This window comes from Luteibacter sp. GL_149, from assembly GCF_057834065.1.
Genome location: NZ_CM174395.1, coordinates 2,582,354 through 2,607,434, shown reverse-complemented (window position 1 = coordinate 2,607,434; position 25,081 = coordinate 2,582,354). Strand labels below are relative to the sequence as shown.

Sequence of the window (25,081 nt, the reverse complement as noted above, 5' to 3'; positions counted from 1 at the left end):
ACGCATCAAGTCATGACTCCACGAGGCGATACCATGAAAGACCAGGGCAAGCAGCCCAACTCGGGTTATCCGGAAGAACAACTGAAACCCTCGCGCGGCAAGCCGAAGCTGCCGGGCGAGGGCGGTGCGACCGAGCCGCAGAATATGCCGAAGAAAAAGCCGGGCAAGCAATCGTCGGCGTGATGTCCGGCTCCTGCACAAGCAAGCGTCGATCAAGCATATCGACGCTTGTGCAGATTACGCCGCCTTGCGCAGCAAGCTGCCAACGCCGGCCAGCGCGCCTTGTACCGCGACGTCCTTGTGATCGGCGCTCATCGCCACACCTTCGGCACGGACGAACTCGATTTCGTTGATGCCGAGGAAGGCGAATACGGCCCGCAGGTAGTTTTCCTGGAAATCCAGGCCCGCTGCTGGCGTGCCCTGGCTGTAAATACCGCCACGCGACGAAGCGACGATGAGACGCTTGCCGCCGGCGAGGCCTTCAGGGCCGTTTGCCGTGTAGCGGAATGTCTTGCCGGCGACGGCGATGCGGTCGATCCATGCCTTCAGCGTGCTGGGGATGCCGAAGTTGTACATAGGGGCGCCGAGGACGATGACGTCGGCGGCCAGGAACTCGTCCATGACCCGATTGGCCTCGATGGAGGCGGGATCGGCGGCGTCGGCGACCGGCGTCCAGTGGGCCAGCGGCGCGGCGGCCAGGTCGCGGTAGACGACCTCAAGGTCGGCGTGGTTGTTCTTGAATTCCGCGACAACGGCCGCCGTCAGGCCGCGCGACACGGAATGGACACCCAGAGCGCTGGAATCGATATGCAGAAGTTTCATGACGTTAATCCTCGTTGCCTGGCCGCCGTGGCGGTATGGCAACGCACGATACTCGGCAGACAATGCAACGATTAGCCCGCCCGATGTAGACTGATCGTTCTGAATGGGAAACGATGGGATCGCGATGGAAGGGGCACTGCAGGATCTGAACGATCTGTATTTCTTTGCGGCCGTGGTGGAGCACGGCGGTTTTTCGGCGGCGGGCAGGGCGCTCGGCATTCCGAAATCCCGGCTGAGCAAACGTATCGCCCAACTGGAAGATCGTCTGGGCGTCCGCCTGCTCCAGCGCACCACCCGCCGTTTCGTGGTCACCGAGATCGGCGAGCGCTTCTACGCGCATTGCCGCGCCGTGCTGGAAGAGGCAAGGGCGGCGCAGGACGCCGTCGACGAATTGCGAACCGAGCCTCGCGGCGTCGTCCGGGTCAGTTGCCCGGTGTCGCTTGCCCAGCATGTGCTGGGGCCGATGTTGCCCGCCTTTATGCTCGAACACCCCAAGGTGCAGGTTCGCCTCACGGCGACCAACCGCCGCGTCGATCTGATCGGCGAAGGCTTCGATGTCGCTATCCGCGTTCGCGAGAAGCTCGACTCCGACGCGACGCTGGTCCTGCGCAGCTTTGGCTACGCGCGCAACCTGCTCGTCGCCAGTCCGAAGTTCCTCGATACCCATGGCCGCCCGAAGACACTGGAAGACCTGGCCGCGCTGCCCGCGCTTTCGATGTACGAGCATGAAGGTGCGCAGGTCTGGGAACTGGTGGATTCCCAGGGAAAGAAGGCCGCCGTGGAGGTTCGTACGCGTCTGATCAGCGGAGATTTCTCGGTGCTGATGAGCGCGGCGCTGCAATGCTGCGGCGTCGCGTTGATGCCGGAAGACTACTGTGCGCCGCTGATCGGCTCGGGCGAACTCGAATGGGTACTTCCCGAATACAGCACCGCGCAGGGCACGTTGCACTTCGTCTACCCCAGCCGCCGTGGCCTGCTGCCGGCTATCCGCAGCTTCGTGGATTTCCTCGCCGACCGTCTTCCGCAGGCGCAGATGGACCAGCACAAGGAATGCGAGAACGCCAAGAAGAAGCGCGGCTTGCGCTGAGGCCTCTCGCCTCCGAAAGCCCTCGTGCTAGCATGGCGGCACGGGGGCGCCATTTGGCCGTCCAAATGTGAAGGCACAATGCAGATCGATACCAAGCTGCCGAAAGTCGGCACCACGATTTTCAGCGTCATGAGCCAGCTCGCGCTCGAGCACAAGGCGGTGAACCTGGGTCAGGGATTCCCCGACTTCGAGCCACCCGAAGCGTTGCGCGATGCGATCACCCGCGCCATGGCCGAGGGTAAGAACCAATACGCGCCGGGCATCGGCATTCCGAAGCTGCGTGAACAGATCGCGCTGAAGACCGAGCGGCTCTACGGTCATCGGGTCAGTCCCGATACCGAAGTGACCGTGACTTCCGGCGCGACCGAGGCATTGTTCGCCGCGATTGCCGCCGTGGTGCGGGCTGGCGACGAAGTGATCGTATTCGACCCGTGTTACGACAGCTACGAGCCCGCGATCGATCTGCAGGGAGCGCGGGCGGTCCATATTCCGCTGACGTTGCCGGAATTCGGTATCGACTGGCAGCGTGTTCGCGACGCGGTCACGCCGAAGACGCGGATGATCCTGATCAACTCGCCGCATAATCCGTCGGGTGCCGTGCTTTCGCGCGCCGATCTCGACGAGCTGGCCGCCATCGTGCGCGACACGAGCATCCTCGTGCTCTCCGACGAGGTCTACGAGCACATCGTATTCGACGGTGCCGAACACCAGAGCGTGCTTCGTCATCCGGAACTGGCCACGCGCAGCTTTGTCGTGTCGTCGTTCGGCAAGACCTACCATTGCACGGGCTGGAAGGTCGGTTATGCCATCGCGCCGAAGGCACTGACCGCGGAATTCCGCAAAGTGCACCAGTACCTGACGTTCTGCACGTTCAGTCCGGCGCAGTGGGCTTTCGCGGAATTCCTGGAATCCAGCCCCGAGCATTATCTTGAGCTTCCGGCCTTCTATCAGGCCAAGCGCGACCGGTTTCGCGAGTTGCTCGCACCGTCGCGCCTGAAGCTGCTCGACGTGCCCGGTGGCTATTTCCAGTTGGTCGACTACACGGCTATCCGCGACATCGACGATATCAATTTCAGCGAGTATCTGGTCCGCGAAGGCGGAGTGGCAGTGATTCCGCTGACGCCCTTCTACGAGACGGCGCCCGACACCCGGCTGGTCCGGCTATGCTTCGCGAAGAACGATGCGACCATGGAGGCCGCCGCGGAACGCCTATGCAAGCTCTGACCATCTCCCTTGTGCAGGGCGCTACGCGCTGGCACGACCCGAAAGCAAATCGCGAGTACTACGGGCAACTGGTGCGCGGTGCCGTATCCAGCGATCTGTTCGTACTGCCCGAGACCTTCCTCTCCGGCTTCACCAACGACACGCTCGCCAACGCCGAAACGATGGATGGCGAGGGTGTTGCCTGGATGCGTTCGCTGGCGGCGGAAGTCGGCGCCACGCTGACGGGTAGCCTCGTCATTCGCGAAGGCGAGACCGTGTACAACCGCCTGATCTGGGCCAGCCCGGATGGTTCGCTGTCGTATTACGACAAGCGTCATCTGTTCCGTATGGCCGGCGAACATACGCGCTATGGCGGCGGCAACGATCGGCTGGTCGTCGAGCTGAAGGGTTGGCGCATCCTGCCGCAGGTCTGCTACGACCTGCGTTTTCCCGTATGGCTGCGCAACGGTCGACGCGAGGAAGCCGAGGGTGGCATGGACTACGACCTTGCGATTTTCGTCGCGAACTGGCCCGCTCCGCGTCGCCAACCCTGGCGCACGCTGTTGCGTGCGCGAGCCATCGAGAATCTGGCCTATGTCGTCGGCGTCAATCGCGTCGGAACGGACGGCAACGAGCTTCCTTATGCCGGCGATAGCGTCATCGTCGATCCGGTCGGCGAGCCGTTGATCGAGCTGGGGCCGCAGGAGCAGGTCGTGACGGTGACGCTCGACCCGGCGCCGCTGCGTGCTCATCGCGAGCGCTTCCCCGCATGGATGGATGCGGATCGCTTCACGATCGGCTGACGCCGCTCTCCGTGGGAGCGCACGTGCGCGCGAAAGCCAACGAAACGGTGAAGCAGGGCATGACTAACGTGTCGTCGTGCCTACGTGGCCGCGCGGAGCTGTTCGGATGTTCTCGCGACAACCCCATGCATCGCACTGGGTCCCTGCCTGCGCAGGGACGACGTTGAGGGGGGAAGCGGTGACCGGTGTTACTTCGCCGCGGTGAAAGGCACCGCTTGACCGATATGCGTTGCCTTGCGCCAGGCGGCAAGATGGTCGGCGATGCCGCTACCCGTGTCGATCTGCGGTTCGGATGGCGTGAGTGTGTCGCGCTTCTCCCAGCCTGCGATCTCCGTGCGTGCCTGCCCGAATGCCTCGATGAAGTCCGGCGTCGCATTGAGTCCGTCGGCCAGCCAGGCGCGGCCGAAGTACGTGATGTCCGAATCGACTCCGCAGCCGAACGAGGTGCGATCGCTGCGTGCCGACGTGAGCACCAGCGTTCCGGGACCGCGCAATTTCGGGACGAAGCCGCCCGAATAGCAGGCGTTGACCACGATTACTTTCCAGCGGAAGCGATGTTTGGCCAGGATGTCGGCGAGTCCGTCGGGATCGAGCTGGTCGAGCGGTAACGGGTCCATGTCCACCAGCAGCGAATGATCGTCGCCGCCATGCGTGGTCAGGTAGAGCAGCAGGATGTCCTCGTCCGGATGCATCACGGAGGCCAGTCCGTCGAGCGCGCCTTCGAGATTGGTCCAGCTTGCCAGCGGCCGTGTGGACAGCGTGTCGGGATGGTTTTCCAGGACGAGCGTATGCGCGGCGCTTCCGAAGCGATGCGTCATCAGGGTGTCGAGGTATTCCGCTTCGTTGCGGAAGACATCTTCGGAGGCGTCGGCCGCGAACGCGATGGCGTAGACGTTCGGATGGCCCGGCTCGCGTGGCGCCAGGTGGGCCAGCGCCTTACGCAGCTCGCTCGGCTGGCCGGTCATCACCTGCTCGGGCGTGGGGCCGTCGCTGGGCCATTGCTCCGTCTGGACGGTGTCGTCGTCGGTCTCGGGTGAGGTCGAGGCGGGGGCAGGCGCAGTCGCCGCCGGCGTGGCTACTGCGGTCCGTTCCGGGACGGGCACCTCGGGCACCGGACTCAGCCGGGCGACCGCCAGCATGACAAGGACGCCGGCGGCGAAAGCCAGAAGGACCGGAATGGCGCGACGTGCGCCCCGTTCAGAACGTGATGGCATCGAAGTCCGCCACGGGCGTGTGATCGGCGGCGGCTGGTAGCGGCTGCGGGGGGCGAACCAGCCAGGTGGTACGCATGCCGGCTTCGCGGGCGGCGTCGAGTTCGGCGGTGATGTCCGACAGGAACAGGATGTGATCGGGATTTTCGCCGATGGATTCGGCGATCCGGGCATACGACGCGGTCTCGCGCTTCGGCCCGGTTTCCGTATCGAAATAGCCGGCCAGCAATGGCGTCAGATCCCCGCTCTCGCTGTAGCCGAAGAGCAGCTTCTGCGCCGCCACCGAGCCGGACGAATAGATGTACAGGTGCAGTCCGTCGGCGCGCCACTCGCGCATGCGCTTTGCGACTTCCGGATACATGTGCGAACGATACTCCCCGTTTTCGTAGCCTTCCCGCCAGATCATGCCCTGCAGCGCTTTCAGCGCCGTGGATTTGCGATCTTCGTCGATCCAGCGAAGCAGCAGATCGATGATTTCCTGACGTGACGCCTCGACAATGCCGGCTTCTTTCGCCGCCTCATGCAGCCAGTGCTGCACCTCGGGCGTGTCGGCATGGGTTTCCACAAAGGCCGGCAGGCGCTTGCGGGCGTACGGGAACAATGTGTCGCGCACGAAGTCGATCGAGCTGGTGGTGCCCTCGATATCGGTAAGAATGACGCGGATTTCTGACATGGGGAGGGCCTGCGGGTCGGACGAACCCGCAGGATAAACGAGCGTCGACGTCTAGGATACGGCGGCGACGGCAGACGCGTGCGGCGTCATGCGGGGAAAGCGGTCGGCGATGTCCTCGCCGGTGAACGTCGCGACCCAGCCATCCTTGCTGGTGAAAAGGCGAATGGCGACGAAGTAGGGCGATTCGCTCATGTCGAACCAGTGCGGCGTGCCGTCGGGGACGCCGATCAGGTCGCCCTGTTCGCACAACACCTCGTAAACACGGTCGTCGATGTGCAGTGTGAACTGGCCGGCGCCGGCCACGAAGAACCGTACTTCGTCCTCGCTGTGCGTGTGCTCGCTCAGGAACTTCTGGCGCAACGTCGCCCGGTCCGGGTGATCGGGTTTCAGGCTGATGACGTCGACGGACTGATAGCCCTCGCTGCTCATCAGGCGCTCGATGTCGCCGCGATAGGCTTCGATGACTTCGTCCTGCGTCGCGCCGGGTTCGATCGGTTGCCTGGCTGCCCATTGTTCGAAACGGACGCCTACCTTTCCGAGCGCCGCCGAGATATCGGCGTGACTGTTATGGATGGCAACGGGCGCTTCGTGTTTCGTATCGTCGTAAATACGCAAACGGCTCATGGGGAAAGCCTCCGTAGGTCGAGTTCGCAGCCCAGCAGGAATTCGAGGGCTTCGAGATGGCGGCGGGTCTCGGGCATGTCGCGGCCCCAGGTATAGATGCCATGCCCGTTGATCAGGTAGGCGTAGAGCGGTTTGCCGCTGTCGATCCATGCGTCGACCTGGGCAACCAGTTCGGGCATGTGCTGGGTGTTCGGGAAGACGGGGATATCGAGAACGCTTTCGTGTGTCGTATAGCCCGCGATCGCTTTCTGCAGTTCCCAGCCTTCCAGGCGAACGACGCCATTTTCGGCGAACAGTCTGGAGGCGACGCTCTGCGTGCGCGAATGCGTATGCAGCACGGCGTTGGCATCCGGATAACGGCGGTAGATCTGTGTGTGCAGGGCGGTTTCCGCGGACGGTCGCGCCTCCGTACCGACGGGCAGTCCGTCCATGTCGACGGTCATGATGTCGTCGCGACCGAGTCGGCCCTTGTCGCGCCCGGAGATCGTGATCGCCGCCAGGTCATCGTTGAGCCGCATCGAAAAATTGCTACTCGTCGCTGGAGTCCAGCCGAAGGCGGCCAGGTCGCGCGCGGCATCCGCGATGGCGTCGGCGCGCTCGGCGAACAGGATCGGATCGATAGGGTTATGGGCTTTCGACATGACTATTTGGACGTCCAAAACGAGGCCGACTATAACATGGGGCTGGTGGGTGTCTGGCCAGACGAAATCGGGAATGCGAGCCATTCTCGCAGGCTTGCCCGTGGCAGGCGTACGATTTGCGACGGACCGGCCGCGTGAGCAGGCCGGCATACCATCGACGGAGGTTTACCTATGTCGCAACACGATCAGAATAATGAGGGCCGGCGCCGCTTCCTCAAGGTGGCCGCAGGTACCGTGGCCGCTGCCGCCGTGGTGGGCGTCGTCCCGCGTATGGCGCTCGCTGCCGATCTGCCTCACCTCGCTACCAGCGACCCGACCGCCGCGGCCCTGAAGTACGTAGAGGACGCCGGTACGTCGACCGATCCGAAGCATAAGGCCGGGGACACCTGCGCTAACTGCAATTTCTATCAGGGCAAGGCAGGCGACGCGTTCGGTCCCTGTCAACTGTTCCCGGGGAAGGCGGTTGCCGCTAAGGGTTGGTGCGTCTCGCACGCCGCGAAAGCGGCAGTCTGAGTTCGCCTCAAACCAGAAGGCCGGCCACAGGCCGGCCTTTTCTTTGCCCGTAAGAAAGTACGGGCAGAAAATGCTGCCCAAGCGCGCCAGGCCGAGGAGCTGACCCGCCTGACGCGTTGGGCGGCAATCCGGGGCCCACTGCCAAGTAAAACCCGCGGAACCGGGATGATACTCCTCCCGGGACGTGACCGGCCAATGGCAGCTAAATGACTATGATTCATGAATGTGAATGCATTTATATTCATGCACTTGCATCATTAACCTGCTGCCATTCAGAGCTTGCTGTTACCCCGGCGCAGGCGGCTGTGCTTCCAGCCATAGCCCATGTACAGAGCCATACCGAGCACGGTCCAGACCGCCATCAGCGTCCAGTTGTACCAGCTCATCGTAAAGAGCAGTGCGATGCAGCTGAGGATGCCCGCGATGCACACCACGGGAGCCCAGGGAACGCGAAATGTGCGTGGAAGATCGGGTGCCGTTTTGCGCAGGATCAGCACGCCGGCGCACACCGCGCAGAACGCGATGAGCGTGCCCATCGACGTCAGGTCGCCAAGCACGTTGAGCGGGAACACCGCCGCGAGCAATGCGATGCCGAGACCGGTGATGACGGTATTGATGTGCGGCGTGCGGTACTTCGGATGAATGGTGGTGAAGACCTTCGGCAGCAGACCGTCGCGTCCCATGATCATGAAGATGCGCGGCTGCGCGATGATCATGACCAGCACGACGGACGACAGGCCGATCAACGCGCCGACTTCAACCACACCGCGAAGCCAGCCGAGTTCCGCATGGCTGCGGATGGCGGTGACGACGGGCTCGGCGGTGCCGAGTTGGCCGTACGGCGTGAGGCCGGTGAGCACCGCCGCCATGGCGATGTAGAGGATCGTGCAGATACCGAGCGAGGCGAGCGTACCGATGGGCATGTCGCGCTGCGGATTTTTCGACTCCTGCGCTGCCGTGGATGTCGCTTCGAAACCGATATAGGCGAAGAACACCATGGCGGCGCCGCGCAGCACACCGTGCCAGCCGTACTTGTCGCCGCCCTGGCTTTCGGGAATGAACGGATGCCAGTTGCTGGTATCGATGTGGCGTGCGCCGACGATGATGACGATGACGATGAGCGCGACCTTCAGCAGCACCATGGCCATATTGATGCCGGTGGACTCGCGGATACCGACGTAGCAGAGCCAGGTCAGCGCCAGAACGATGCCTACCGCCGGCAGATTGAACAAGGCGCCGGTAGCGACGAGGTGCCCGTCGACATAGTCCAGTGGCGCGTTGGTCAGGAAGGGTGGGATGTGGATGCCTACATGGTCGAGCAGGCTGACGAAGTAACCCGTCCAGCTGACCGCGACCGCCGAAGCCGATACGCCGTATTCGAGTACGAGGTTCCAGCCGATGAACCAAGCGGCACCTTCGCCCAGCGTGGCATAAGCGTAGGAATAGGCGCTGCCCGAAACGGGGATCATCGAGGCGAACTCGGCATAGCACAGTGCTGTGAACGTGCTGCAGATCGCCGCCAGAATGAAGGAAAGAATGATCGCGGGACCGGCGTGATCCGCGGCGGCAACGCCGGTGATGACGAAGATGCCACCGCCGATGACGGCGCCGATGCCAAGCGCGGTGAGGCCCCAGGGGCCTAGTGTGCGGCGAAGCGCTGGACCGTGCGCGTCGTCGGGTTCGGCCTGGGGAGCTTTCTTGGCGAGTAACTGCTGGAGCATGGATAGCCCGGATAATGATGAACGTGACGAGGATAGCCGCAAAACGCGGATCCGGAATGAGAAGGGCCGGCACGTATGCCGGCCCTTCCTTGTCTGCCGCTTACGCGTTGTGCTTGCGTAGCTTGCTGTGGGTGTAGCCGTAACCGAAGTAGATGATCTGGCCGATGACGATCCAGCCCAGCATCAGGCGCCAGTGCTCTTCGAACGCCTGCCAGAACAGGTAGACGCAGGCGAGGGCACCGATGACGCAGATCGGCCACACGAACGGTACGCGGAAGCTGCGCTTCAGGTCCGGACGGGTGTAACGCAGGATCAGCACGCCGACGCACACCGTGGCGAAAGCCAGCAGCGTACCCATCGAGACCAGTTCGCCGAGCACGCTGACCGGGAACAGGCCAGCCATGGCCGCGGCGGCGACGCCGACGATGATGGTGCCGATGTAAGGCGTACGGAACTTCTGATGCACCTTGCCCATGGCCGGGGGCAGCAGGCCGTCTTTGGCCATCGAGAAGAAGATGCGCGGAAGACCCATCAGCATGACGAGGATGACCGAGCTGAGACCCGTGATCGCACCGAGCACCACGATAGCCTTCAGCCACGACAGCTGCGGATACAGACCCAGTGCCGTAGCAACCGGCTCGGGTGTATTGAGCATGCGGAACGGAGCGATGCCGGTGAGTACCAGGGCCACGGCGATGTACAGCACCGTGCAGACCGCCAGCGAACCCAGAATGCCGATCGGCATATCGCGCTGCGGATTCTTCGCTTCGCCCGCCGCGGTGGAGACCGCGTCGAAACCGACGTAGGAGAAGAACACGATGGTCGCCGCACGGAAGATGCCGCTCCAGCCGAACGTACCCTCACCCTCGTTGGGCGGGATGAACGGATGCCAGTTGCTGGGATTGATCACCTGGATCGCGAAGGCGAGGAACAGCAGGATAACGGTGACCTTGATCGCGACGATGATCGAGTTCACGAAGGCCGACTGCGTGATGCCGACATAGCACAGGCCGCTGAGCGCCGCGATGATGACAACGGCCGGCAGGTTGATGATTGTGCCGGTGGCCTGGATGTGGCCTTCGACGAACTTGAACGGCGCCGATGCAAGCTGAATGGGTAGGGACAGATCCGTTCCCGCCATATGTCCGATCATACCGAGCATCTCGTTGAAATACCCCGACCAGCCTGCGGCGACGGTCGCCGCCGCGAACAGGTATTCGAGCACGAGGTTCCAGCCGACGAACCAGGCGACGAATTCGCCGAGCGTGGCGTAAGAGTACGAATACGCGCTGCCCGATACCGGGAGCATTGCCGCGAACTCCGCATAGCAGAGGCCGGCGAGTGCGCACGCAAAGCCTGCGATGATGAAGCTGATGACAAGGGCGGGACCGGCGTGCAGGGCGGCAGCCTGACCGGTGATGACGAAGATACCCGCACCGATGACGGCACCGATGCCTAGCATGACAAGGTGGCGTGCGGTAAGGACGCGTTTTAGTTCGCCGTTGCCGCTGTGTGCGCCCGTCTCGATGTGTTCGCCCGCATCGACGTGCGGCGCGGCCTCGATAGGATGCGTCGCGAATAAGTTTTTCAGCATGTTACTCCCCTACAGCCGTGTTGTTGCCTTTTCTTATTAAGACCGTAACGCACGCCACGGCCGGCTCGCCCAAGCCCGGAGGCGTTGACGGGGCACCATAGCCTAGCGGGGCGCGACGGTACAAGCTGCAATGCGGGCAGACACAAGGCCTGCGGGCTTGCAATCGGAGGCGCCGACCATGACTTGCGGCGGTTGCGAAATGTGCTGGATGTCATCATCAGAAGACCATGTTCACGGCAGCCTGCGGGCTGACGTAGCTGGCGGTGTTGCGTCCGGCGACGTTGAATTGCACGCCTGCGATGATTCCGATCGTCGGGCTGATGTGATATTCGACGGCTGGCGCGAGGCTCCAGTCCGACTGGATCGGAGAACGGAAGCTTTCCGCGGCCAGTCCGGGCATGCGCTGCCCGGTAACGCTGGTTGCGCCGGCATGGCTCCAGGCCGCTTCCATCACCAGTACCCAGCGAGAGTCGACGCTGTATTCGACGGCCGCCGATGCGGAAAGCGAGTGACCCGGCCGTGCCCTTCCGCGGAAATCCGTTTCCGTGCCATAGACGCTGGTTCCGTTGACGTCGACCTTCGGCGGTACCGGGCTCCAGCTCACATTGGCCCGCCAGCGAAGCGGGCGTCCGTTGGGCATCCAGACCACCTGCTGGCCCAGGAACGAAAGCGTGCTGCGCTGCGCGCCGCTGCCCGTGCCATTGAGCGGGTTGGTATCGAGTCGGTGGTAGGCGCCGGTCGGGAAGCGATGGGCGACCGCGACGGCGAATGCAGGGCGCGTGCCGTCGGCGTTCGGTGCCTGCAACAGATAGCTGAAGCGCAGGGACGTATCGCCCATACGCGTTCCGTTGCTGTGGCGGCCGTCGGTGTATGCGTGTACCGCATTCAGCGTGACCTGCGCGGTCAGGCGCTCGCTGACGCCATAACTGATGGGCAGTGCGACCTGCCACTGGCGCGTGGACGAATCCGTACGGTGCCGGTCGCCGCGTGAGTCGTATAGACCGGTGGTTTTCGTGTGGATCAGATAGGGCTCGATGTTGAACACGCCCACGGGCAGCGCGTTGGGATTCGGCGTAATGAGTGGGCCGGTGAAATTGACGCCATCCAGCGAATGTTCCGCAGCGGCGCTCATGGGCAAGGCCATCAGGAGAAGGGCAGGCAAGTACTTCTTTGGGTACATCGACGTTTCCCTACGTATGCAGCGCATGCTGCGAAAAGGGTGCGCATCGTGCGCATGAGTCGATGCTAGTTAGCGGAGGTCGTGTCCCGATATCAGACTAATCTGAATTTCCATGCCAAAATTGCACTGACAAACAAGTAGGGCTTTGCGTCGGGCTATGAACGATTTATCCCACCTGCGTTTTTCGCTGGCGAGCTATGCCGTGCGCTGGCCCGAAGAGACGGATACGCTGCATTTCGCGCAGTTGCTCGATGTCGGCGTGGATGCATTTCATCGCGAACACACAGCAGCTCACTTCACGGCGTCGGCCTGGCTGGTAAGCGGCGATAGCCAGCGCGTCCTGCTGACGCATCATCGGAAGCTGAATCGCTGGCTCCAGTTGGGCGGTCATGCCGATGGCGACGTGGACCTCGAGCGCGTGGCGCTACGCGAGGCGCAGGAGGAATCCGGCATCGATGCCCTGCGTTCCGAGCCGGCCATGTTCGATGTCGATCGCCATCGCATTCCGGCGCGAGGCAACGAGCCCGAGCACTGGCACTACGACGTCCGCTATATCGTGCGCGCGGACGACGAGCAATTCGCGGTTGGCGAAGAGTCGCTGGATCTCCAGTGGCGCGACATAACGGCTATCGCCAACGATGAGGCAAGCGATGCATCGCTCCGGCGCATGGCGCGGAAATGGCTGGAGCGGGACGGGGGCTAGGCCTCGTTCGCCGCAAAGCGGGACGGAGCCGGGTGGATCGTTCCACAGTGTCTGCAGGTGCGGGCTTCGAGAGAACGATAGAAACGATCGAACACGGGCGGAAAGTCCGATTCGATGCTATCGAGTACGAAATATTCTTCGAATAACAGATGGTTGCAGTGTTCGCAGAACCACAGCAATCCATCCCGTTCGCCCGCCAGGCGGCGGCGTTCGATGACCAGTCCGATCGAGTCGGGCATGCGCTGGGGCGAGTGCGGGACACGTGGCGGCAGATAGAAAAGCTCGCCCGCGCGGATGGGGATGTCCTTCGGTTGCCCCTCGTCCTGCACCTTCAGCACCATTTCGCCTTCGAGCTGGTAGAAAAACTCCGGCCCCTCGTCATAGTGATAGTCGGTGCGCGCATTGGGGCCGCCCACGATCATGATGATGAAGTCGCCGTCGACGATGCACTTGTTGCCCACGGGAGGCTTCAGCAAGGCGCGGTTTTCGTCGATCCAGCGCGTGAGGTCGATGGGAGGCAGCAGGCTCATGGTCGGAGCGCCAGGAAGTACATGCGCGAAAGATACCGTCTTTTGCTTTTTTGTGTAGGAGCAAGGCCACTTGCTCCTTGCCAGGCGCTGACGTACAACAATCGGTCTTGCCTGCGGTCTTGAGAGCGGGGGCTCTGCCGTTGATTCGTTCCTACTACCAAGCCAAAGACGGCGAGGGCGTGCGATACGCACCGCTCGACGGTCGCGTGGACGCATCGACCGTGGTCGTCGGCGGCGGTTTCGCCGGACTCAATACCGCGCTTGGACTGGCGGCCCGTGGCGTGCGCGATATCGTACTTCTGGAAGGCGAGCGCATCGGATTCGGCGCGTCGGGGCGTAACGGCGGGTTTGTGTTCGCCGGTTATTCGCTGGGCGAGCGCGCGCTGCTGGAGAAGGTCGGGGCCGAAAAGGCCCGCGCGCTTTACGGGCGCACCGTGGCGGCCGTCGATCTGATTCGCGAGCGGATCGACAAGCTCGGCATCGAATGCGACGCCGTCGACGCGGGCGTTATCTGGGCCAACTGGTTTCGCGATCCCGGGGTGTTGCGGCAACGACAGCAATTGCTTGCGGAACAGTTCGGTACGGACTGGCAGTGGCTTCCCGCCGATGCGATGCGCGAGTTCGTTCGCAGTCCGCGTTACCACGACGGTCTTTTCGAGCGTAACGCGCTGCATATCGATCCGCTTGCTTATGCGCGCGGGCTCGCACGGGTCGCCGCGGCTACCGGCGTGTCGATTCACGAAGGCAGTCCCGCGAGCTGGCTGGAGCGACGTGGCGAAGGATGGACCGTGCATACCGCGCGAGGTGCCGTAACCGCCAAGCACGTGGTGCTTGCGTGCGGCGGATATCTCGCGGGGCTCGATCGCAAGGTCGATCGTTCGGTGCTGCCGATCGCCACCTATGCGATGGTGACCGAACCGCTTGGCGACCGCCTGACGGAATGCCTGCGCACGCGCGCCGCTGTTTACGACACACGCTTCGCATTCGACTACTACCGCCCTCTGGCCGATACGCGTCTGTTATGGGGCGGTCGCATCTCTATCCGCAATCGTTCGGCGCGTGCCGTGCAACGGCTGCTTCGCCACGATATGGGCAGGGTGTTTCCGTCGCTGGCGGACGCACGCGTGGACTATGCGTGGTCGGGCCTGATGAGTTACGCCCGCCATGAAATGCCCCAGGTCGGCGCGCGTGCCAAAGGACTCTGGTACGCCCAGGCGTTTGGCGGTCACGGCCTTGCGCCCACATGCGCCGCCGGCGAAGCGCTGGCCGACGCTATTGCCTCGAACGAAGATGGCTGCGAAACCTTCGCGGACTTCGGGCTAGTGTCGACTTACCGCCCTCTCGGTTATCTTGCGGCGCAGGCCAGCTACTGGAATGCGGAGATGGCCGACTGGTTCAAACGGCGAGTGGAAGGGTGAGCATGACGCAGGAAATTAGCTGGACCGATTTCGAAAAAGTCCTGATGGTGGCGGGTACGGTGGTGCGCGTCGAAGTATTCGCGGAAGCGCGCAAACCGGCATACAAGATATGGGCGGACTTCGGGACCTATGGCGAGCGCAAGACCAGCGCGCAGGTCGCTGGCATCTATAGCCCGGACGAACTCGTTGGTCGGCAGATCGTTGGCGTGATCAACTTTCCCGAAAAGCAGATCGGCCCGTTCCGCTCGCAATTCCTGCTGACGGGTTTCCATACCGACGAAGGTGTCGTCGTCACGACGACGGAGCGGCACGTGCCGAACGGTACGCGACTCGCCTGAAAGTTGGTTTTTCATGCACTACGGGGAAGGGCTCGGCTTCTGAAGAACCAAAAAAGAACCCGCGGATGGCCGCGGGTTCTTTGACTGCTTACAGCGCCTCGAACACACCCGCGGCGCCCATGCCGGTGCCGATACACATCGTCACCATGCCGTACTTCTGCTTGCGTCGACGCATGCCGTGGATCAGCGTCGCGGCGCGGATCGCACCCGTGGCGCCCAGTGGATGGCCCAGCGCGATGGCGCCACCCAGCGGATTGACCTTCGACGGATCGAGACCGAGGTCGCGGATGACCGCCAGCGCCTGCGCGGCGAACGCTTCGTTCAGTTCGATCCAGTCGAGCTGATCCTGCGTGATACCCGTCTGCTTCAGTGCCTTGGGAATCGCTTCCTTTGGACCGATGCCCATGATCTCGGGCGGAACGCCCGCGACCGAGAAGCCGACGAAACGGGCCAGCGGTGTCAGGCCGTAGTCCTTGATCGCCTTCTCGCTGGCCAGCAACAGCGCGCCGGCACCGTCGGACATCTGCGAGGAGTTACCCGCCGTGACCGAGCCGCCGAACTGGCCGTTACGGAATACCGGGCGCAGCTTCGAGAGAACCTCAATGCTGGTGTCCTTGCGCGGACCTTCGTCGGTATCGATGATGCGGCGGTCTTCGTGGACGCTGTGGTTGCGAATGTCCGGATAACGGTCGTCCAGCTGGAACGGCGTGATCTCGTCCCTGAATTCGCCGTTGGCGATGGCGGCCAGCGCACGCTGATGGCTTTGCAGTGCGAACTGATCCTGGTCTTCGCGGCTGACTTTCCAGCGCTCGGCGACTTTCTCGGCCGTGATGCCCATGCCGAAAGCGATGGCGCGGTTTTCGTCGTTCTCGAAGAGCGCGGGATTCATGGCGATCTTGTGGCCCATCATCGGCACCATGCTCATGCTTTCGGTGCCGCCGGCCAGCATCAGGTCGGCTTCGCCGAGACGGATGCGATCCGCGGCCATGCCGATGGCCTGCACGCCGGACGAGCAGAAGCGATTGATGGTGACGCCCGGCACGCTCTGCGGCAGGCCGGCCAGCAGTACGCCGATGCGCGCCACGTTCATGCCTTGCTCGGCTTCGGGCATCGCGCAGCCGATCACGGCGTCGGCGATGATCGACGGGTCGATGCCCGGCGCCTGTTCGATCACGGCGCGAATGACGTGGGCGAGCATGTCGTCGGGACGGGTATTGCGGAATACGCCACGGGGCGCCTTGCCTACCGGGGTGCGGGTGGCGGCGACGATATAGGCGTCTTGAACTTGCTTGCTCATGGTTATGTCCTGTCAGAAGGGAGGTCGATGGGAATGTCTGCGCGCGTGGCGCGTCAGTTCCGCAGCGGCTTCCCTGTCGTCATGGTGTGTGCGATACGAGCCTGGGTCTTTTCGGTCTGGGCCAGTTCCACGAAATGCCGACGTTCGAGGGCGAGGTACCACGCCTCGTCCACCAGCGAACCGCGTTCGATACGACCGCCCGAAAGTGTGTCGGCGATGCGGCTGGCGATGTCGATGTCGTGCGGCGAGGCGAAATAGCCTTCGGCCAGATTCGCGAGCGAGGCCTTGAACGTGGCGGTGCCGACATCGCCGGCCACCGGAATCGCACGGGCGGGCAGCGGCGGGCGATAGCCGGATTCGGCCAACGCGGATGCCTGCTGTTTCGCGATGTAGAGCAGTTCGTAAGGATTGAACACGACGACGTCGTCATCGCGCAGCAGTCCCATCTGTTTGGCTTCAAGCGCGCTCGCCGACACCTTCGCCATGGCGATGGTTTCGAAGATCTTCTTCAGGTATTCGAACGGGTCTTCCGGATTGGCCTTCGCCGCGCGCACGGCGAATTCCTTCAGGCCGCCGCCGGCCGGGAGCAGGCCAACACCGGCCTCCACGAGGCCGATATAGCTTTCCAGCGCCGCGACCGTGCGGGCCGAGTGCATCTGGAATTCGCAGCCGCCGCCAAGCGCGAGGCCGCGGATCGCCGCGACCACGGGCACCAGCGAGTACTTGATGCGCATGCTGGTCGCCTGGAAGTTCGCAACCATGGCTTCGAACTGCGCGAGCTTGCCGGACTGCAGCAGACCGAGCGCGCCCTTCAGGTCCGCACCGGCCGAGAACGGCTCGGCGGTCTGCCAGAGCACGACACCCTTGAACTGTTTCTCGGCCTCGTCGATGGCGCGCTGCACGCCGTCCAGGACGAAGTCGTTGACGGTATTCATTTTCGTCTTGAAGGAGATGACGCCGATGTCGTCGCCGTGGCTCCACAGGCGCACGCCTTCGTTTTCCCATGCGGTGGTGCCCTGGTCGAAAGTCTCGCCGAGGAGCGGATCGGGGAACAGCTGGCGCTTGTAAACCGGGTGGCTGGAGCGCGGCTTGTCGGCCGACGCACTGGCCGAATACGAGCCGTCGGCGCCGTGCACGCCCTTGCGGCCGTCGGTGACCCAGGCGGGCAGGGGCGCATGGCTCATGCTCTTGCCGGCGGCGATGTCTTCGGCGATCCAGCCGGCGACTTGCTGCCAGCCGGCGGCCTGCCAGGTCTCGAAGGGACCGAGCTTCCAGCCGTAACCCCAGCGGATCGCGAAATCGACGTCACGTGCGGTCTCGGCGATATCGGCCAGATGGAACGCGCTGTAGTGGAACAGGTCGCGGAATACGGCCCACAGGAACTGCGCCTGCGGATCGGACGACGCGCGCAGTTTGCCGAACTTCTCGGCCGGGTCCTTGACCGCAAGGATCGCGGCGACCTCGTCGGACGCTTTCTGTTCGGAGACGCGGTAGTCCTGCTTCGCCAGGTCGAGGACGACGATGTCCTTGCCGGCTTTGCGATAGAAGCCCGCACCGGTCTTCTGACCGAGCGCGCCCTTTTCGATCAGGCCGGACAGCCAGACGGGCGCCTTGAAGTATTTGTGCCACGGGTCGTCCGGCAGCGTATCGGCCATCGTCTTGATGACGTGGGCCATCGTGTCCAGGCCGACGACGTCCGCGGTGCGGTAGGTCGCACTCTTAGGACGACCCAGGGCCGGACCGGTCAGGGCGTCGACCGTGTCGAAGCCGAGACCGAACTGTTCGGTGTGATACATCGTCGACAGGATCGAGAACACGCCGATGCGGTTGCCGATAAAGTTCGGCGTGTCCTTCGCATAGACCACGCCCTTGCCGAGCGTCGTCGTCAGAAAGGCTTCGAGGCCGTCGAGGACATTGCGTTCGGTCAGTCGCGTCGGGATCAGCTCGACCAGGTGCATATAGCGCGGCGGGTTGAAGAAGTGGACGCCGGTGAAGCGGTGACGCATCTCTTCGGGGAGCGCTTCGGCCAGCGCGTTGATCGACAGGCCCGAGGTGTTGCTGGCCAGTACGGCGGTCGGCGACACGTGCGAAGCGATCTTCTTGTACAGATCCAGCTTCCAGTCCATGCGCTCGGCGATGGCCTCGACGATGAGGTCGACGTCCTTCAGCTGGTCGAGGTCGTCCTCGTAGTTCGCCGGGATGATAGCGGCGGCGCGGGTCTTGTCCGCCAGGGGGGCAGGCGAGAGCTTCTTGAGGTTCTCGATCGCCTTGAGGGCGATGCCGCTCTTCGGGCCTTCTTTCGCGGGAAGGTCGAAAAGCACGGTTTCCACGTTGGCATTGGTCAGGTGAGCGGCAATCTGCGCGCCCATGACGCCGGCGCCGAGTACCGCGGCCTTGCGAATGCGTAACGGTGTTGCGGTCATGGTGATCTCCGGTAATGCAGACACTTGCGAGGAGGAAGTCCGCGGTCAGCGAGTGGCCGTGGATGATTTGAAGGAGGGGTTGCGCATGCCGGCGGCGGCGAAGCGGATCAGATGCTCGGCGGCCTGTTCGCGGTGGTCGCGCTCGGCGACGTCGTTCTTGCGCTGGATGATGCCGAAGTCGGCCATGGCGTAAGTGAGCGCGCCCGTAACGATGTCCAGGCGCCAGTAGATATCTTCCTTGGCCAGGCCGGGCAGCAGCCGGCCGAACTCGCCGGCGAACTGACGCAGCACGTGGCCGTAGTTTTCGGACAGGAAGCGCCGCAGTGTTTCGTTGTGTTCGGCGTAGGCACGGGCCAGTACGCGGACGAACGCGGCGCCGCCGCCATCCGTGCGGGACAGGTCCAGGGCGGGACGGATATAGGCGTCGAGAACGTCCTCGAGCTGGGTTTCCGGCTTGCCGGCAATGCGGGCGAGAGCGGCAAGGCGGCGTGTATTCAGCTCGTCGAGACGGCGACGGAATACTTCCTCGATCAGCTTGTCCTTCGAGCCGAAGTGGTAGTTGACCGCGGCGAGGTTGACCTTGGCCGCCGCGGTCACCTGACGCAGCGACGCGCCGGCGAATCCGTGGGTGGCGAACAGGGCTTCGGCCGCGCCAAGGATGCGTTCCTTGGTGGTGCGTTCCCGGGAGGCGAACGGTGAGGTGCTCATGTCGGGTTCCTCCAGCGAGATACGGGTCGTATCAAACGATCGTTTGAGAATACGCCCGCCCTGTGCGCCGGGTCAAACTTGAGAGGGTTCGCCCTGCAAATGCCTTGCGATTGAGCTAGAATCTGTCAAGATTTCGTGAGCTAAGTACGTCATTCGCGACGCGTTTGGCCTCAAACTACTGGTAACCGCCCCAATGGGGGGCACCCTTCATATTTTTCCCGGAGCAGACCCGTATGGCGCTGGAGCGCACCCTTTCGATCATCAAGCCCGACGCCGTCGCCAAAAACGTCATCGGTGAAATCTACTCGCGCTTCGAAAAGGCCGGCCTGAAGGTCGTCGCCTCGAAGATGAAGCACCTGTCCCGCAAGGAAGCCGAAGGCTTCTACGCCGTGCACAAGGAGCGTCCCTTCTTCAATGCGCTGGTCGAGTTCATGATCTCCGGTCCGGTCGTGATCCAGGCGTTGCAGGGCGAGAACGCCGTGCTGGCCCATCGCGACCTGATGGGTGCCACCAATCCGAAGGAAGCCGCGCCGGGCACGATCCGCGCCGATTTCGCCGATTCGATCGATGCCAATGCCGTTCACGGCTCCGACTCGGCCGAGAATGCGAAGATCGAGATCGGTTACTTCTTCGCCGAGACAGAAGTCTTTCCGCGCTGAGCAATGACGTGAATCAGGCTGCAGACAAGGTCAACCTGCTCGACTTCGATCGCCAGGGGTTGCGCGACTACTTCGCGCAACTCGGCGAGAAGCCTTATCGCGCCGAGCAGGTGATGAAGTGGATCTACCATCGTCTCGAAAACGATTTCGAGAACATGACCGATGTCGGCAAGAGCCTGCGCGAAAAGCTTGCGGCCGTGTGCTACGTCGGCCCGCCGAAGTCGATGTTCGACAAGGCGGCGATCGACGGCACGCACAAGTGGCTGCTGGGCATGGATGGCGGTAACGCCATCGAGACGGTTTATATCCCGGAACCCACCCGCGGCACGCTCTGCGTATCGTCGCAGGTAGGTTGCGCGCTGAACTGTCAGTTCTGCTCCACCGCCACACAAGGGTTCAACCGAAACCTGTCGACCGCCGAAATCATCGGCCAGGTCTGGGTGGCGGCCAAGCATCTCGGCAACGTCCCGCACCAGCAGCGTCGCATCACGAACGTGGTGATGATGGGCATGGGCGAGCCGCTGCTCAATTTCGACAACGTGGTCGCCGCGATGAGCCTGATGCGCGACGATCTCGGTTTTGGACTGGCCAGCAAGCGCGTCACGCTCTCGACCGCGGGCCTCGTGCCCATGATCGACCGCCTGTCGACAGAAAGCGACGTATCGCTGGCGGTTTCGCTGCATGCGGCGAACGACGAGCTGCGCACGGAGCTGGTGCCGCTCAACAAGCGTTATCCACTGGCCGAGCTGATGGCTGCCTGCGATCGTTACAACGAACGCCGGCCGCGTACGCACATCACGTTCGAATACACGCTGATGAAGGGCGTTAACGACCAGCCCGAACATGCGCGCCAGCTCATCAAGTTCATGCGTCGCGTGCACGGCCGGAACAAGGTCAACCTTATTCCCTTCAATCCGTTCCCGGGTACGCGTTTCGAGCGCTCGGACCCGACGGTCATCCGCGACTTCCAGACGCAATTGCTCAACGCAGGAGTGCTCACCATGCTCCGTCGCACGCGTGGCGACGACATCGATGCGGCGTGCGGGCAGTTGAAGGGGCAAGTGCTCGATCGTACCCGCCGGCAGGCGGAATTCCGCAAGAAGCTCGAAGAGGGATCGGTGAATGCGGCTTGAGCGGTGGGGAATGATTCTGGCGCTTGCTCTTGCAAGCGTCGGCTGTGCCGGCGGCGGCGGGGGCCTTCGCGAACCGACGAGCGCGGACAAGCGCTCAGAGGGTGCACAGGTGCACACCGAGCTCGGTCAGCGTTATATGCAGAATGGCGATCTGCAGGGCGCGCTCGAGAAGCTCAACAAGGCGCTTCAGTTCGACCCGAACTATCCGCCGGCGCATACCGTCATCGCCGTGCTTTACGAACGTATCAACGATAACGCGAACGCGGAACTGCACTATCGCCGCGCCGTGGAGCTGGAACCGAAGAAGGGTGCGGCGAACAACAATCTCGCTGTATTCCTGTGCAAGGAAGGCAAGGTTCCCGAGGCGCAGGGCTATTTTCAGCGCGCGTTGGCCGATCCCTTCTATGCCACGCCCGACCTGGCCATGGCCAATGCCGGTACGTGCCTTCTGAAAACCCAGGACCTGGACGGCGCCGAGGTCTGGTTCCGCAAGGCGCTGGAAAAGAATCCGTCCAACGTGGATACCCTGTATCAGGTCGCCCACGTGTTGTACCTTAAGAACGATGCATTCCGTGCTCGTGCTTTCCTGCAGCGCTACGAGGCGCTCGGGGCGGTCAGTCCGGATTCGCTGAAGCTCGGTCACGATATCGAGCTCCGTCTGGGCAATGGGGAGGTTGCCCGGGACTATGCCAAGCGGCTGCGCGACAGGTTCCCGGATTCGGAACCCGCGCGCGCCCTAGACGCCAGCGCACCTTAAATGACATCCGTACAGTCGAATACACCAGGGCACGACGACCGCGAACAGGATCTCTTCGCCGGTCTCGATGTGAACGCACCCATGGAGGATGCCGTGGAGCAAAAAACTGAATCGAATCCGCAGGAAAGCGGCCGCGTACTGATCGATCTGCCCGATGCCATGGCATTCGGGGCGCGCCTGCGTGCCGCTCGCGAAGCACGGGGCTTCACGATCGAGGCATGCGGACAGGCACTGCGCCTGCCGAGCCGGCTGTTACGCCAGTTGGAAGCAGGCGAGTACGGCGGTATCGACTACCAGGTCTATCTGGCCGGTTATCTCACCAAGTATGGCCGTCACGTCGGGCTGGACGAGGATGCCATCCAGGCCGAGCTGGCGCGTCTGACGCCACGTCAGCCCGATCTTGTCGTCACGGGTGGCGTATCGCATTCGCGCTTCCTCTTCGAGCGCTATCTCACCGCTGCCACCTATGTGGTGCTGACGGCTGTGATCGTCGTGCCGATGGTCTGGCTCGGCGTACGTGGCACGCTGGACCGGGATATGGCCCATCTGTCGCCGCTGGATGCCTCGCCGGTAGCACAGCAGGATGCTCCGGCCGGGACCAGTTCTTCGGCCGCGGTGGCCGCAACGGATACAAAGCCGGTTCCCGTCGCTCCCGAGATGCACCCGGACGAACAGCCCCTGCTTGCGTCCATGGCGATGTTCCCGTCGCTCGACCATGCCAACCGTCAGCCGGCCGCCCCCGCGGCCAGCGCTCCCATCGGGGTCGGTCATAGCCTTACGCTGAACCTGCCTTCGGCCAGTTGGGTGGAAGTCACGGCCGCCGATGGTTCCCGCCTGGAATATGGCCTGCTGCCTGCCGGCACGCAGAAATCGTATTCCAGCGAGTCGGCTCTCGACGTGCGCATCGGAAATGCCGCCGGCGCCCAGGTCACCATCGACGGCCAGCCGATTCAGCTTGAAACGTTCCGCCGCGCCAACGTCGCGCGTTTCCGCGTCGACATCAGCGACGGCAAGGCCACGCCAGTTACGCTCTGACGCCCGTTCCCGAGCCGCTTTGCGCGGCCCGGTACTCGCCTCCGACGCCGTTCGGAGGCGCTTTTCGGTTATGCTTGCCTATTATTCCGGTCCGCGGGTTCCGCTGGCCGGGTTCACGGCTCTCAATAGTTTTTTACTGCGCGGAGCGCAGTGGGTGATTGCATGGCATTCGACGTTTACGACGACTACGAACAGGGCGAACGCGTCCAGCAATGGCTGCGTAAAAACGGTGTATCCATTCTCGTCGGCATCGTGCTCGGCCTCGTGCTGATCTTCGGCTGGCAGAAGTGGAAAAGTCATCGCGCCGAACACGACCAGACCGCGGCAGCCGAATACGAGGCATTGCAGCTGGCCGTCTCGCTTAACAAGGCGAACGAGATCGAGTTGCGCACCGATACGCTGACCAAGGACTTCGGCGACACGTCCTATGCGGTCTTCGCGGTCGGCGAACGCGCCCAGCGCAACGTTATCGCAGGTAAGGCCGACGCCGCCCAGACCGACCTGGAATGGGCGAAGACGCATGCGAAGGGCGACACGCTCAAGGGGCTGGTCGAACTGCGCATTGCACAGGTTCAGGTCGCCCAGAACAAGCCGAACGACGCTATCGCTACCCTCGATTCGATCGCCGGTAATGCATTTGCTTCACTGAAGCAGGAACTACGCGGCGACGCGATGGTCAAGCTTGGACGCTCCGACGATGCGCGCAAGGCCTACCAGGCTGCGCTCTCGGCAATGGGCGAAAGTGCGCCGCAACGCGGCGTCGTTCAAACGAAACTCGATGATCTGGCTGCGGCCGGGAAGCAGGGTGCATGAAACGTTTTTGGGCTATTGCGTTGACCTCGCTGGTCGTACTGTCCGGCTGCCATTCTTTCAAGAAGGAAAACGTCGAGCCACCGACACCGTTGGCGAAAGATTTCAAGCCAACGATCAATGTCACCCGTTTGTGGAAGTCCAGTCTGGGTGACGGCGCAGCCGCCACCGGCGTGCGCATGCGTCCCGCGTTCTCCGACGGCGTGCTCTACGCTGCCAGCACCGATGGCAAGATCGGCGCGTTCGATGCCGCCAGCGGCAAAAAACTGTGGGACAAGAGCACACGGACCCATGGCTGGTTCGGCTGGGGCGACAAGAAGCGTCCCGACGCACTGTTTTCGGGCGGCCCCGCGGCCTCCGGCGATCTGCTGGTCGTCGGTACGCTCGATGGCCATCTCTATGGCATGAACGCGAAAGACGGCACCCGTCGTTGGGAAGCCGAGCTGTCCTCCGAAGTCATCACCGCTCCGGTGATCGTTGGCGATCTGGTGGTGGTCCGCACCAACGACGGCCGTATCTACGGCGTCGATGCGGCCAGCGGCGAACGTCGCTGGGCCTACGATCAGTCCTCGGTGCCGCTGCTCAGCCTGCGCGGCAATGGTCGCCTGCTGGTAGCCAACGGCGTGGTGTTCATGGGGACCGACGGCGGCAAGCTGGTGGCGCTGCGTCTGGACAACGGCGAGAAGCTCTGGGAGCAGACGCTCTCCAGTGGCGAAGGCCGTACCGAGATCGATCGCCTGAGCGATGCCGACGGCGCCATCGTGCTCGATGGCAGCACGCTTTACGGTGCCGCTTATCACGGCCAGATGGTCGCGGTCGACGGCCCCAGCGGCCGCCCGCTGTGGAACCACGCGTTCTCCACGTTCACGTCGCTCGACGCACATGAGAACTCCGTGTTTGGTGCCGACGACCAGTCCGTCCTTTATGCATTCGACAAGTCCGGTGGTGCGAACATCTGGAAACAGGATGCCCTGAAGTACCGCTGGGTCACCGGTCCGGCCGTGCAGGGTAACTATGCCGTCGTTGGCGATGCCGAAGGGTACGTCCACTGGCTCAGCACCACCGATGGCAAGATCTCCGCCCGCGAACGCCTGTCGAAGAAAGCCATCCGCGCCCAGCCTCTCGTGGTTGGCGATACCGTTTATGTCGAAGATGTCGAGGGTCATATTGGCGCCTATCGCATCGCGACACCCTGATT

Annotated in this window: 26 protein-coding genes; 14 read left to right on the top strand and 12 right to left on the bottom strand. The window is 63.1% G+C overall.

Annotated features, from left to right (window positions below):
• The first annotated feature begins 33 nt into the window (after positions 1-33).
• A complete protein-coding gene (locus AC3IR3_RS11405) occupies positions 34-183 on the top strand; it encodes a hypothetical protein (RefSeq protein ID WP_489192188.1) in 150 nt (49 codons plus the stop codon).
• A gap of 54 nt (positions 184-237) precedes the next feature.
• Here the strand turns inward: AC3IR3_RS11405 and AC3IR3_RS11400 are convergent, their stop codons facing one another.
• Positions 238-822, bottom strand: a complete 585-nt coding sequence (locus AC3IR3_RS11400; RefSeq protein WP_489192186.1) for an FMN-dependent NADH-azoreductase — start codon at positions 820-822, stop codon at positions 238-240.
• 124 nt (positions 823-946) lie between these two features.
• Between AC3IR3_RS11400 and AC3IR3_RS11395 the strand changes: the two genes are divergently transcribed.
• The 3 genes from AC3IR3_RS11395 to AC3IR3_RS11385 all read left to right on the top strand — a co-directional run bounded on the left by AC3IR3_RS11395 (position 947) and on the right by AC3IR3_RS11385 (position 3,915).
• Positions 947-1,909: a LysR substrate-binding domain-containing protein gene (locus AC3IR3_RS11395; RefSeq protein WP_489192184.1), complete on the top strand. Its 963-nt coding sequence runs from the start codon at positions 947-949 to the stop codon at positions 1,907-1,909.
• Positions 1,910-1,987: 78 nt separating this feature from the next.
• Complete coding sequence (locus tag AC3IR3_RS11390; RefSeq protein ID WP_489192182.1) at positions 1,988-3,133, top strand: pyridoxal phosphate-dependent aminotransferase; 1,146 nt, start codon at positions 1,988-1,990, stop codon at positions 3,131-3,133.
• Positions 3,121-3,915: an amidohydrolase gene (locus tag AC3IR3_RS11385; protein WP_489192180.1), complete on the top strand. Its 795-nt coding sequence runs from the start codon at positions 3,121-3,123 to the stop codon at positions 3,913-3,915. The genes AC3IR3_RS11390 and AC3IR3_RS11385 overlap by 13 nt, the downstream gene beginning before the upstream one ends.
• 188 nt (positions 3,916-4,103) lie before the next feature.
• Here AC3IR3_RS11385 and AC3IR3_RS11380 read toward each other — a convergent pair whose 3' ends face one another.
• Genes AC3IR3_RS11380 through AC3IR3_RS11365 form a run of 4 tightly spaced genes read right to left on the bottom strand, consistent with a single transcriptional unit; the run spans position 4,104 to position 7,064 of the window.
• Positions 4,104-5,129, bottom strand: a complete 1,026-nt coding sequence (locus AC3IR3_RS11380) for a C13 family peptidase (RefSeq protein ID WP_489192178.1) — start codon at positions 5,127-5,129, stop codon at positions 4,104-4,106.
• Entirely contained in the window at positions 5,113-5,799 is a 687-nt protein-coding gene (gene mtnC / locus AC3IR3_RS11375; protein WP_489192177.1) for an acireductone synthase, read from the bottom strand. The genes AC3IR3_RS11380 and mtnC overlap by 17 nt, the downstream gene beginning before the upstream one ends.
• A gap of 51 nt (positions 5,800-5,850) precedes the next feature.
• Positions 5,851-6,423, bottom strand: a complete 573-nt coding sequence (locus AC3IR3_RS11370) for a 1,2-dihydroxy-3-keto-5-methylthiopentene dioxygenase (protein ID WP_489192175.1) — start codon at positions 6,421-6,423, stop codon at positions 5,851-5,853.
• Complete coding sequence (locus tag AC3IR3_RS11365; RefSeq protein ID WP_489192173.1) at positions 6,420-7,064, bottom strand: methylthioribulose 1-phosphate dehydratase; 645 nt, start codon at positions 7,062-7,064, stop codon at positions 6,420-6,422. Before AC3IR3_RS11365 ends, AC3IR3_RS11370 begins: the two co-directional genes overlap by 4 nt.
• 171 nt (positions 7,065-7,235) lie before the next feature.
• Here AC3IR3_RS11365 and AC3IR3_RS11360 point away from each other — a divergent pair, with 171 nt between their 5' ends.
• Positions 7,236-7,577 carry a high-potential iron-sulfur protein gene (locus AC3IR3_RS11360; protein ID WP_489192171.1) on the top strand — a complete coding sequence of 114 codons (342 nt, stop codon included), beginning with the start codon at positions 7,236-7,238 and terminating at the stop codon, positions 7,575-7,577.
• 272 nt (positions 7,578-7,849) lie between these two features.
• Here AC3IR3_RS11360 and AC3IR3_RS11355 read toward each other — a convergent pair whose 3' ends face one another.
• The 3 genes from AC3IR3_RS11355 to AC3IR3_RS11345 form a co-directional block, all read right to left on the bottom strand.
• A complete protein-coding gene (locus AC3IR3_RS11355; RefSeq protein WP_489192169.1) occupies positions 7,850-9,298 on the bottom strand; it encodes an amino acid permease in 1,449 nt (482 codons plus the stop codon).
• Positions 9,299-9,398: 100 nt separating this feature from the next.
• The gene (locus tag AC3IR3_RS11350) at positions 9,399-10,892 is read right to left on the bottom strand and encodes an APC family permease (RefSeq protein WP_489192167.1); all 1,494 of its coding nucleotides are present in this window, start codon (positions 10,890-10,892) and stop codon (positions 9,399-9,401) included.
• 217 nt (positions 10,893-11,109) lie between these two features.
• A complete protein-coding gene (locus tag AC3IR3_RS11345) occupies positions 11,110-12,054 on the bottom strand; it encodes a hypothetical protein (RefSeq protein WP_489192165.1) in 945 nt (314 codons plus the stop codon).
• Between the two features lie 175 nt (positions 12,055-12,229).
• Between AC3IR3_RS11345 and AC3IR3_RS11340 the strand changes: the two genes are divergently transcribed.
• Positions 12,230-12,775: an NUDIX hydrolase gene (locus AC3IR3_RS11340; protein WP_489192163.1), complete on the top strand. Its 546-nt coding sequence runs from the start codon at positions 12,230-12,232 to the stop codon at positions 12,773-12,775.
• Here the strand turns inward: AC3IR3_RS11340 and AC3IR3_RS11335 are convergent.
• The gene (locus AC3IR3_RS11335) at positions 12,772-13,305 is read right to left on the bottom strand and encodes a 3-hydroxyanthranilate 3,4-dioxygenase (RefSeq protein ID WP_489192161.1); all 534 of its coding nucleotides are present in this window, start codon (positions 13,303-13,305) and stop codon (positions 12,772-12,774) included. The two genes, AC3IR3_RS11340 and AC3IR3_RS11335, sit on opposite strands and share 4 nt — an antisense overlap.
• A 179-nt stretch (positions 13,306-13,484) precedes the next feature.
• On the opposite strand from AC3IR3_RS11335, the gene AC3IR3_RS11330 reads away from it, so the two are divergent.
• Together AC3IR3_RS11330 and AC3IR3_RS11325 are read left to right on the top strand one after the other, a co-directional pair.
• Positions 13,485-14,723: an NAD(P)/FAD-dependent oxidoreductase gene (locus AC3IR3_RS11330; RefSeq protein ID WP_489192159.1), complete on the top strand. Its 1,239-nt coding sequence runs from the start codon at positions 13,485-13,487 to the stop codon at positions 14,721-14,723.
• Between the two features lie 2 nt (positions 14,724-14,725).
• Entirely contained in the window at positions 14,726-15,061 is a 336-nt protein-coding gene (locus AC3IR3_RS11325; protein WP_489192157.1) for a tRNA-binding protein, read from the top strand.
• 88 nt (positions 15,062-15,149) lie between these two features.
• Here the strand turns inward: AC3IR3_RS11325 and AC3IR3_RS11320 are convergent, their stop codons facing one another.
• From AC3IR3_RS11320 to AC3IR3_RS11310, 3 genes are read right to left on the bottom strand one after another with little or no spacing between them, the layout of a single operon-like run.
• Positions 15,150-16,358, bottom strand: coding sequence for an acetyl-CoA C-acyltransferase (locus AC3IR3_RS11320; RefSeq protein WP_132144998.1), 1,209 nt, complete (start codon positions 16,356-16,358; stop codon positions 15,150-15,152).
• A gap of 53 nt (positions 16,359-16,411) precedes the next feature.
• Complete coding sequence (locus AC3IR3_RS11315; protein WP_489192155.1) at positions 16,412-18,781, bottom strand: 3-hydroxyacyl-CoA dehydrogenase/enoyl-CoA hydratase family protein; 2,370 nt, start codon at positions 18,779-18,781, stop codon at positions 16,412-16,414.
• 45 nt (positions 18,782-18,826) lie between these two features.
• Positions 18,827-19,489, bottom strand: coding sequence for a TetR/AcrR family transcriptional regulator (locus AC3IR3_RS11310; RefSeq protein WP_489192154.1), 663 nt, complete (start codon positions 19,487-19,489; stop codon positions 18,827-18,829).
• Positions 19,490-19,722: 233 nt separating this feature from the next.
• Here AC3IR3_RS11310 and ndk point away from each other — a divergent pair, with 233 nt between their 5' ends.
• The 6 genes from ndk to bamB all read left to right on the top strand — a co-directional run bounded on the left by ndk (position 19,723) and on the right by bamB (position 25,079).
• Positions 19,723-20,148: a nucleoside-diphosphate kinase gene (gene ndk, locus AC3IR3_RS11305; RefSeq protein WP_489192153.1), complete on the top strand. Its 426-nt coding sequence runs from the start codon at positions 19,723-19,725 to the stop codon at positions 20,146-20,148.
• Positions 20,149-20,156: 8 nt separating this feature from the next.
• Positions 20,157-21,281 carry a dual-specificity RNA methyltransferase RlmN gene (rlmN, locus tag AC3IR3_RS11300; protein ID WP_243649279.1) on the top strand — a complete coding sequence of 375 codons (1,125 nt, stop codon included), beginning with the start codon at positions 20,157-20,159 and terminating at the stop codon, positions 21,279-21,281.
• Positions 21,271-22,038: a type IV pilus biogenesis/stability protein PilW gene (gene pilW, locus AC3IR3_RS11295; RefSeq protein ID WP_489192150.1), complete on the top strand. Its 768-nt coding sequence runs from the start codon at positions 21,271-21,273 to the stop codon at positions 22,036-22,038. Before rlmN ends, pilW begins: the two co-directional genes overlap by 11 nt.
• A complete protein-coding gene (locus tag AC3IR3_RS11290; RefSeq protein WP_489192149.1) occupies positions 22,039-23,073 on the top strand; it encodes a RodZ domain-containing protein in 1,035 nt (344 codons plus the stop codon).
• Positions 23,074-23,235: 162 nt separating this feature from the next.
• Positions 23,236-23,886, top strand: coding sequence for a YfgM family protein (locus AC3IR3_RS11285; protein ID WP_489192148.1), 651 nt, complete (start codon positions 23,236-23,238; stop codon positions 23,884-23,886).
• Positions 23,883-25,079 (top strand): outer membrane protein assembly factor BamB, encoded by a 1,197-nt coding sequence (gene bamB, locus AC3IR3_RS11280; protein WP_489192147.1) that lies wholly within the window; start codon positions 23,883-23,885, stop codon positions 25,077-25,079. Before AC3IR3_RS11285 ends, bamB begins: the two co-directional genes overlap by 4 nt.
• Positions 25,080-25,081: the final 2 nt, after the last annotated feature.

What these genes read in the sequence shown, in the direction of transcription:
- AC3IR3_RS11360 (WP_489192171.1), top strand. Translation starts at nt 7,236, where the DNA reads ATGTCGCAACACGATCAGAATAATGAGGGCCGGCGCCGCTTCCTCAAG.
- AC3IR3_RS11385 (WP_489192180.1), top strand. Translation starts at nt 3,121, where the DNA reads ATGCAAGCTCTGACCATCTCCCTTGTGCAGGGCGCTACGCGCTGGCAC.
- AC3IR3_RS11340 (WP_489192163.1), top strand. Translation starts at nt 12,230, where the DNA reads ATGAACGATTTATCCCACCTGCGTTTTTCGCTGGCGAGCTATGCCGTG.
- ndk (WP_489192153.1), top strand. Translation starts at nt 19,723, where the DNA reads ATGGCGCTGGAGCGCACCCTTTCGATCATCAAGCCCGACGCCGTCGCC.
- AC3IR3_RS11370 (WP_489192175.1), bottom strand. Translation starts at nt 6,423, where the DNA reads ATGAGCCGTTTGCGTATTTACGACGATACGAAACACGAAGCGCCCGTT.
- AC3IR3_RS11350 (WP_489192167.1), bottom strand. Translation starts at nt 10,892, where the DNA reads ATGCTGAAAAACTTATTCGCGACGCATCCTATCGAGGCCGCGCCGCAC.
- AC3IR3_RS11290 (WP_489192149.1), top strand. Translation starts at nt 22,039, where the DNA reads ATGACATCCGTACAGTCGAATACACCAGGGCACGACGACCGCGAACAG.
- AC3IR3_RS11315 (WP_489192155.1), bottom strand. Translation starts at nt 18,781, where the DNA reads ATGACCGCAACACCGTTACGCATTCGCAAGGCCGCGGTACTCGGCGCC.
- AC3IR3_RS11310 (WP_489192154.1), bottom strand. Translation starts at nt 19,489, where the DNA reads ATGAGCACCTCACCGTTCGCCTCCCGGGAACGCACCACCAAGGAACGC.
- AC3IR3_RS11325 (WP_489192157.1), top strand. Translation starts at nt 14,726, where the DNA reads ATGACGCAGGAAATTAGCTGGACCGATTTCGAAAAAGTCCTGATGGTG.
- AC3IR3_RS11390 (WP_489192182.1), top strand. Translation starts at nt 1,988, where the DNA reads ATGCAGATCGATACCAAGCTGCCGAAAGTCGGCACCACGATTTTCAGC.
- AC3IR3_RS11365 (WP_489192173.1), bottom strand. Translation starts at nt 7,064, where the DNA reads ATGTCGAAAGCCCATAACCCTATCGATCCGATCCTGTTCGCCGAGCGC.
- AC3IR3_RS11355 (WP_489192169.1), bottom strand. Translation starts at nt 9,298, where the DNA reads ATGCTCCAGCAGTTACTCGCCAAGAAAGCTCCCCAGGCCGAACCCGAC.
- AC3IR3_RS11405 (WP_489192188.1), top strand. Translation starts at nt 34, where the DNA reads ATGAAAGACCAGGGCAAGCAGCCCAACTCGGGTTATCCGGAAGAACAA.
- AC3IR3_RS11335 (WP_489192161.1), bottom strand. Translation starts at nt 13,305, where the DNA reads ATGAGCCTGCTGCCTCCCATCGACCTCACGCGCTGGATCGACGAAAAC.
- AC3IR3_RS11395 (WP_489192184.1), top strand. Translation starts at nt 947, where the DNA reads ATGGAAGGGGCACTGCAGGATCTGAACGATCTGTATTTCTTTGCGGCC.
- AC3IR3_RS11400 (WP_489192186.1), bottom strand. Translation starts at nt 822, where the DNA reads ATGAAACTTCTGCATATCGATTCCAGCGCTCTGGGTGTCCATTCCGTG.
- AC3IR3_RS11380 (WP_489192178.1), bottom strand. Translation starts at nt 5,129, where the DNA reads ATGCCATCACGTTCTGAACGGGGCGCACGTCGCGCCATTCCGGTCCTT.
- mtnC (WP_489192177.1), bottom strand. Translation starts at nt 5,799, where the DNA reads ATGTCAGAAATCCGCGTCATTCTTACCGATATCGAGGGCACCACCAGC.
- AC3IR3_RS11320 (WP_132144998.1), bottom strand. Translation starts at nt 16,358, where the DNA reads ATGAGCAAGCAAGTTCAAGACGCCTATATCGTCGCCGCCACCCGCACC.
- bamB (WP_489192147.1), top strand. Translation starts at nt 23,883, where the DNA reads ATGAAACGTTTTTGGGCTATTGCGTTGACCTCGCTGGTCGTACTGTCC.
- pilW (WP_489192150.1), top strand. Translation starts at nt 21,271, where the DNA reads ATGCGGCTTGAGCGGTGGGGAATGATTCTGGCGCTTGCTCTTGCAAGC.
- AC3IR3_RS11285 (WP_489192148.1), top strand. Translation starts at nt 23,236, where the DNA reads ATGGCATTCGACGTTTACGACGACTACGAACAGGGCGAACGCGTCCAG.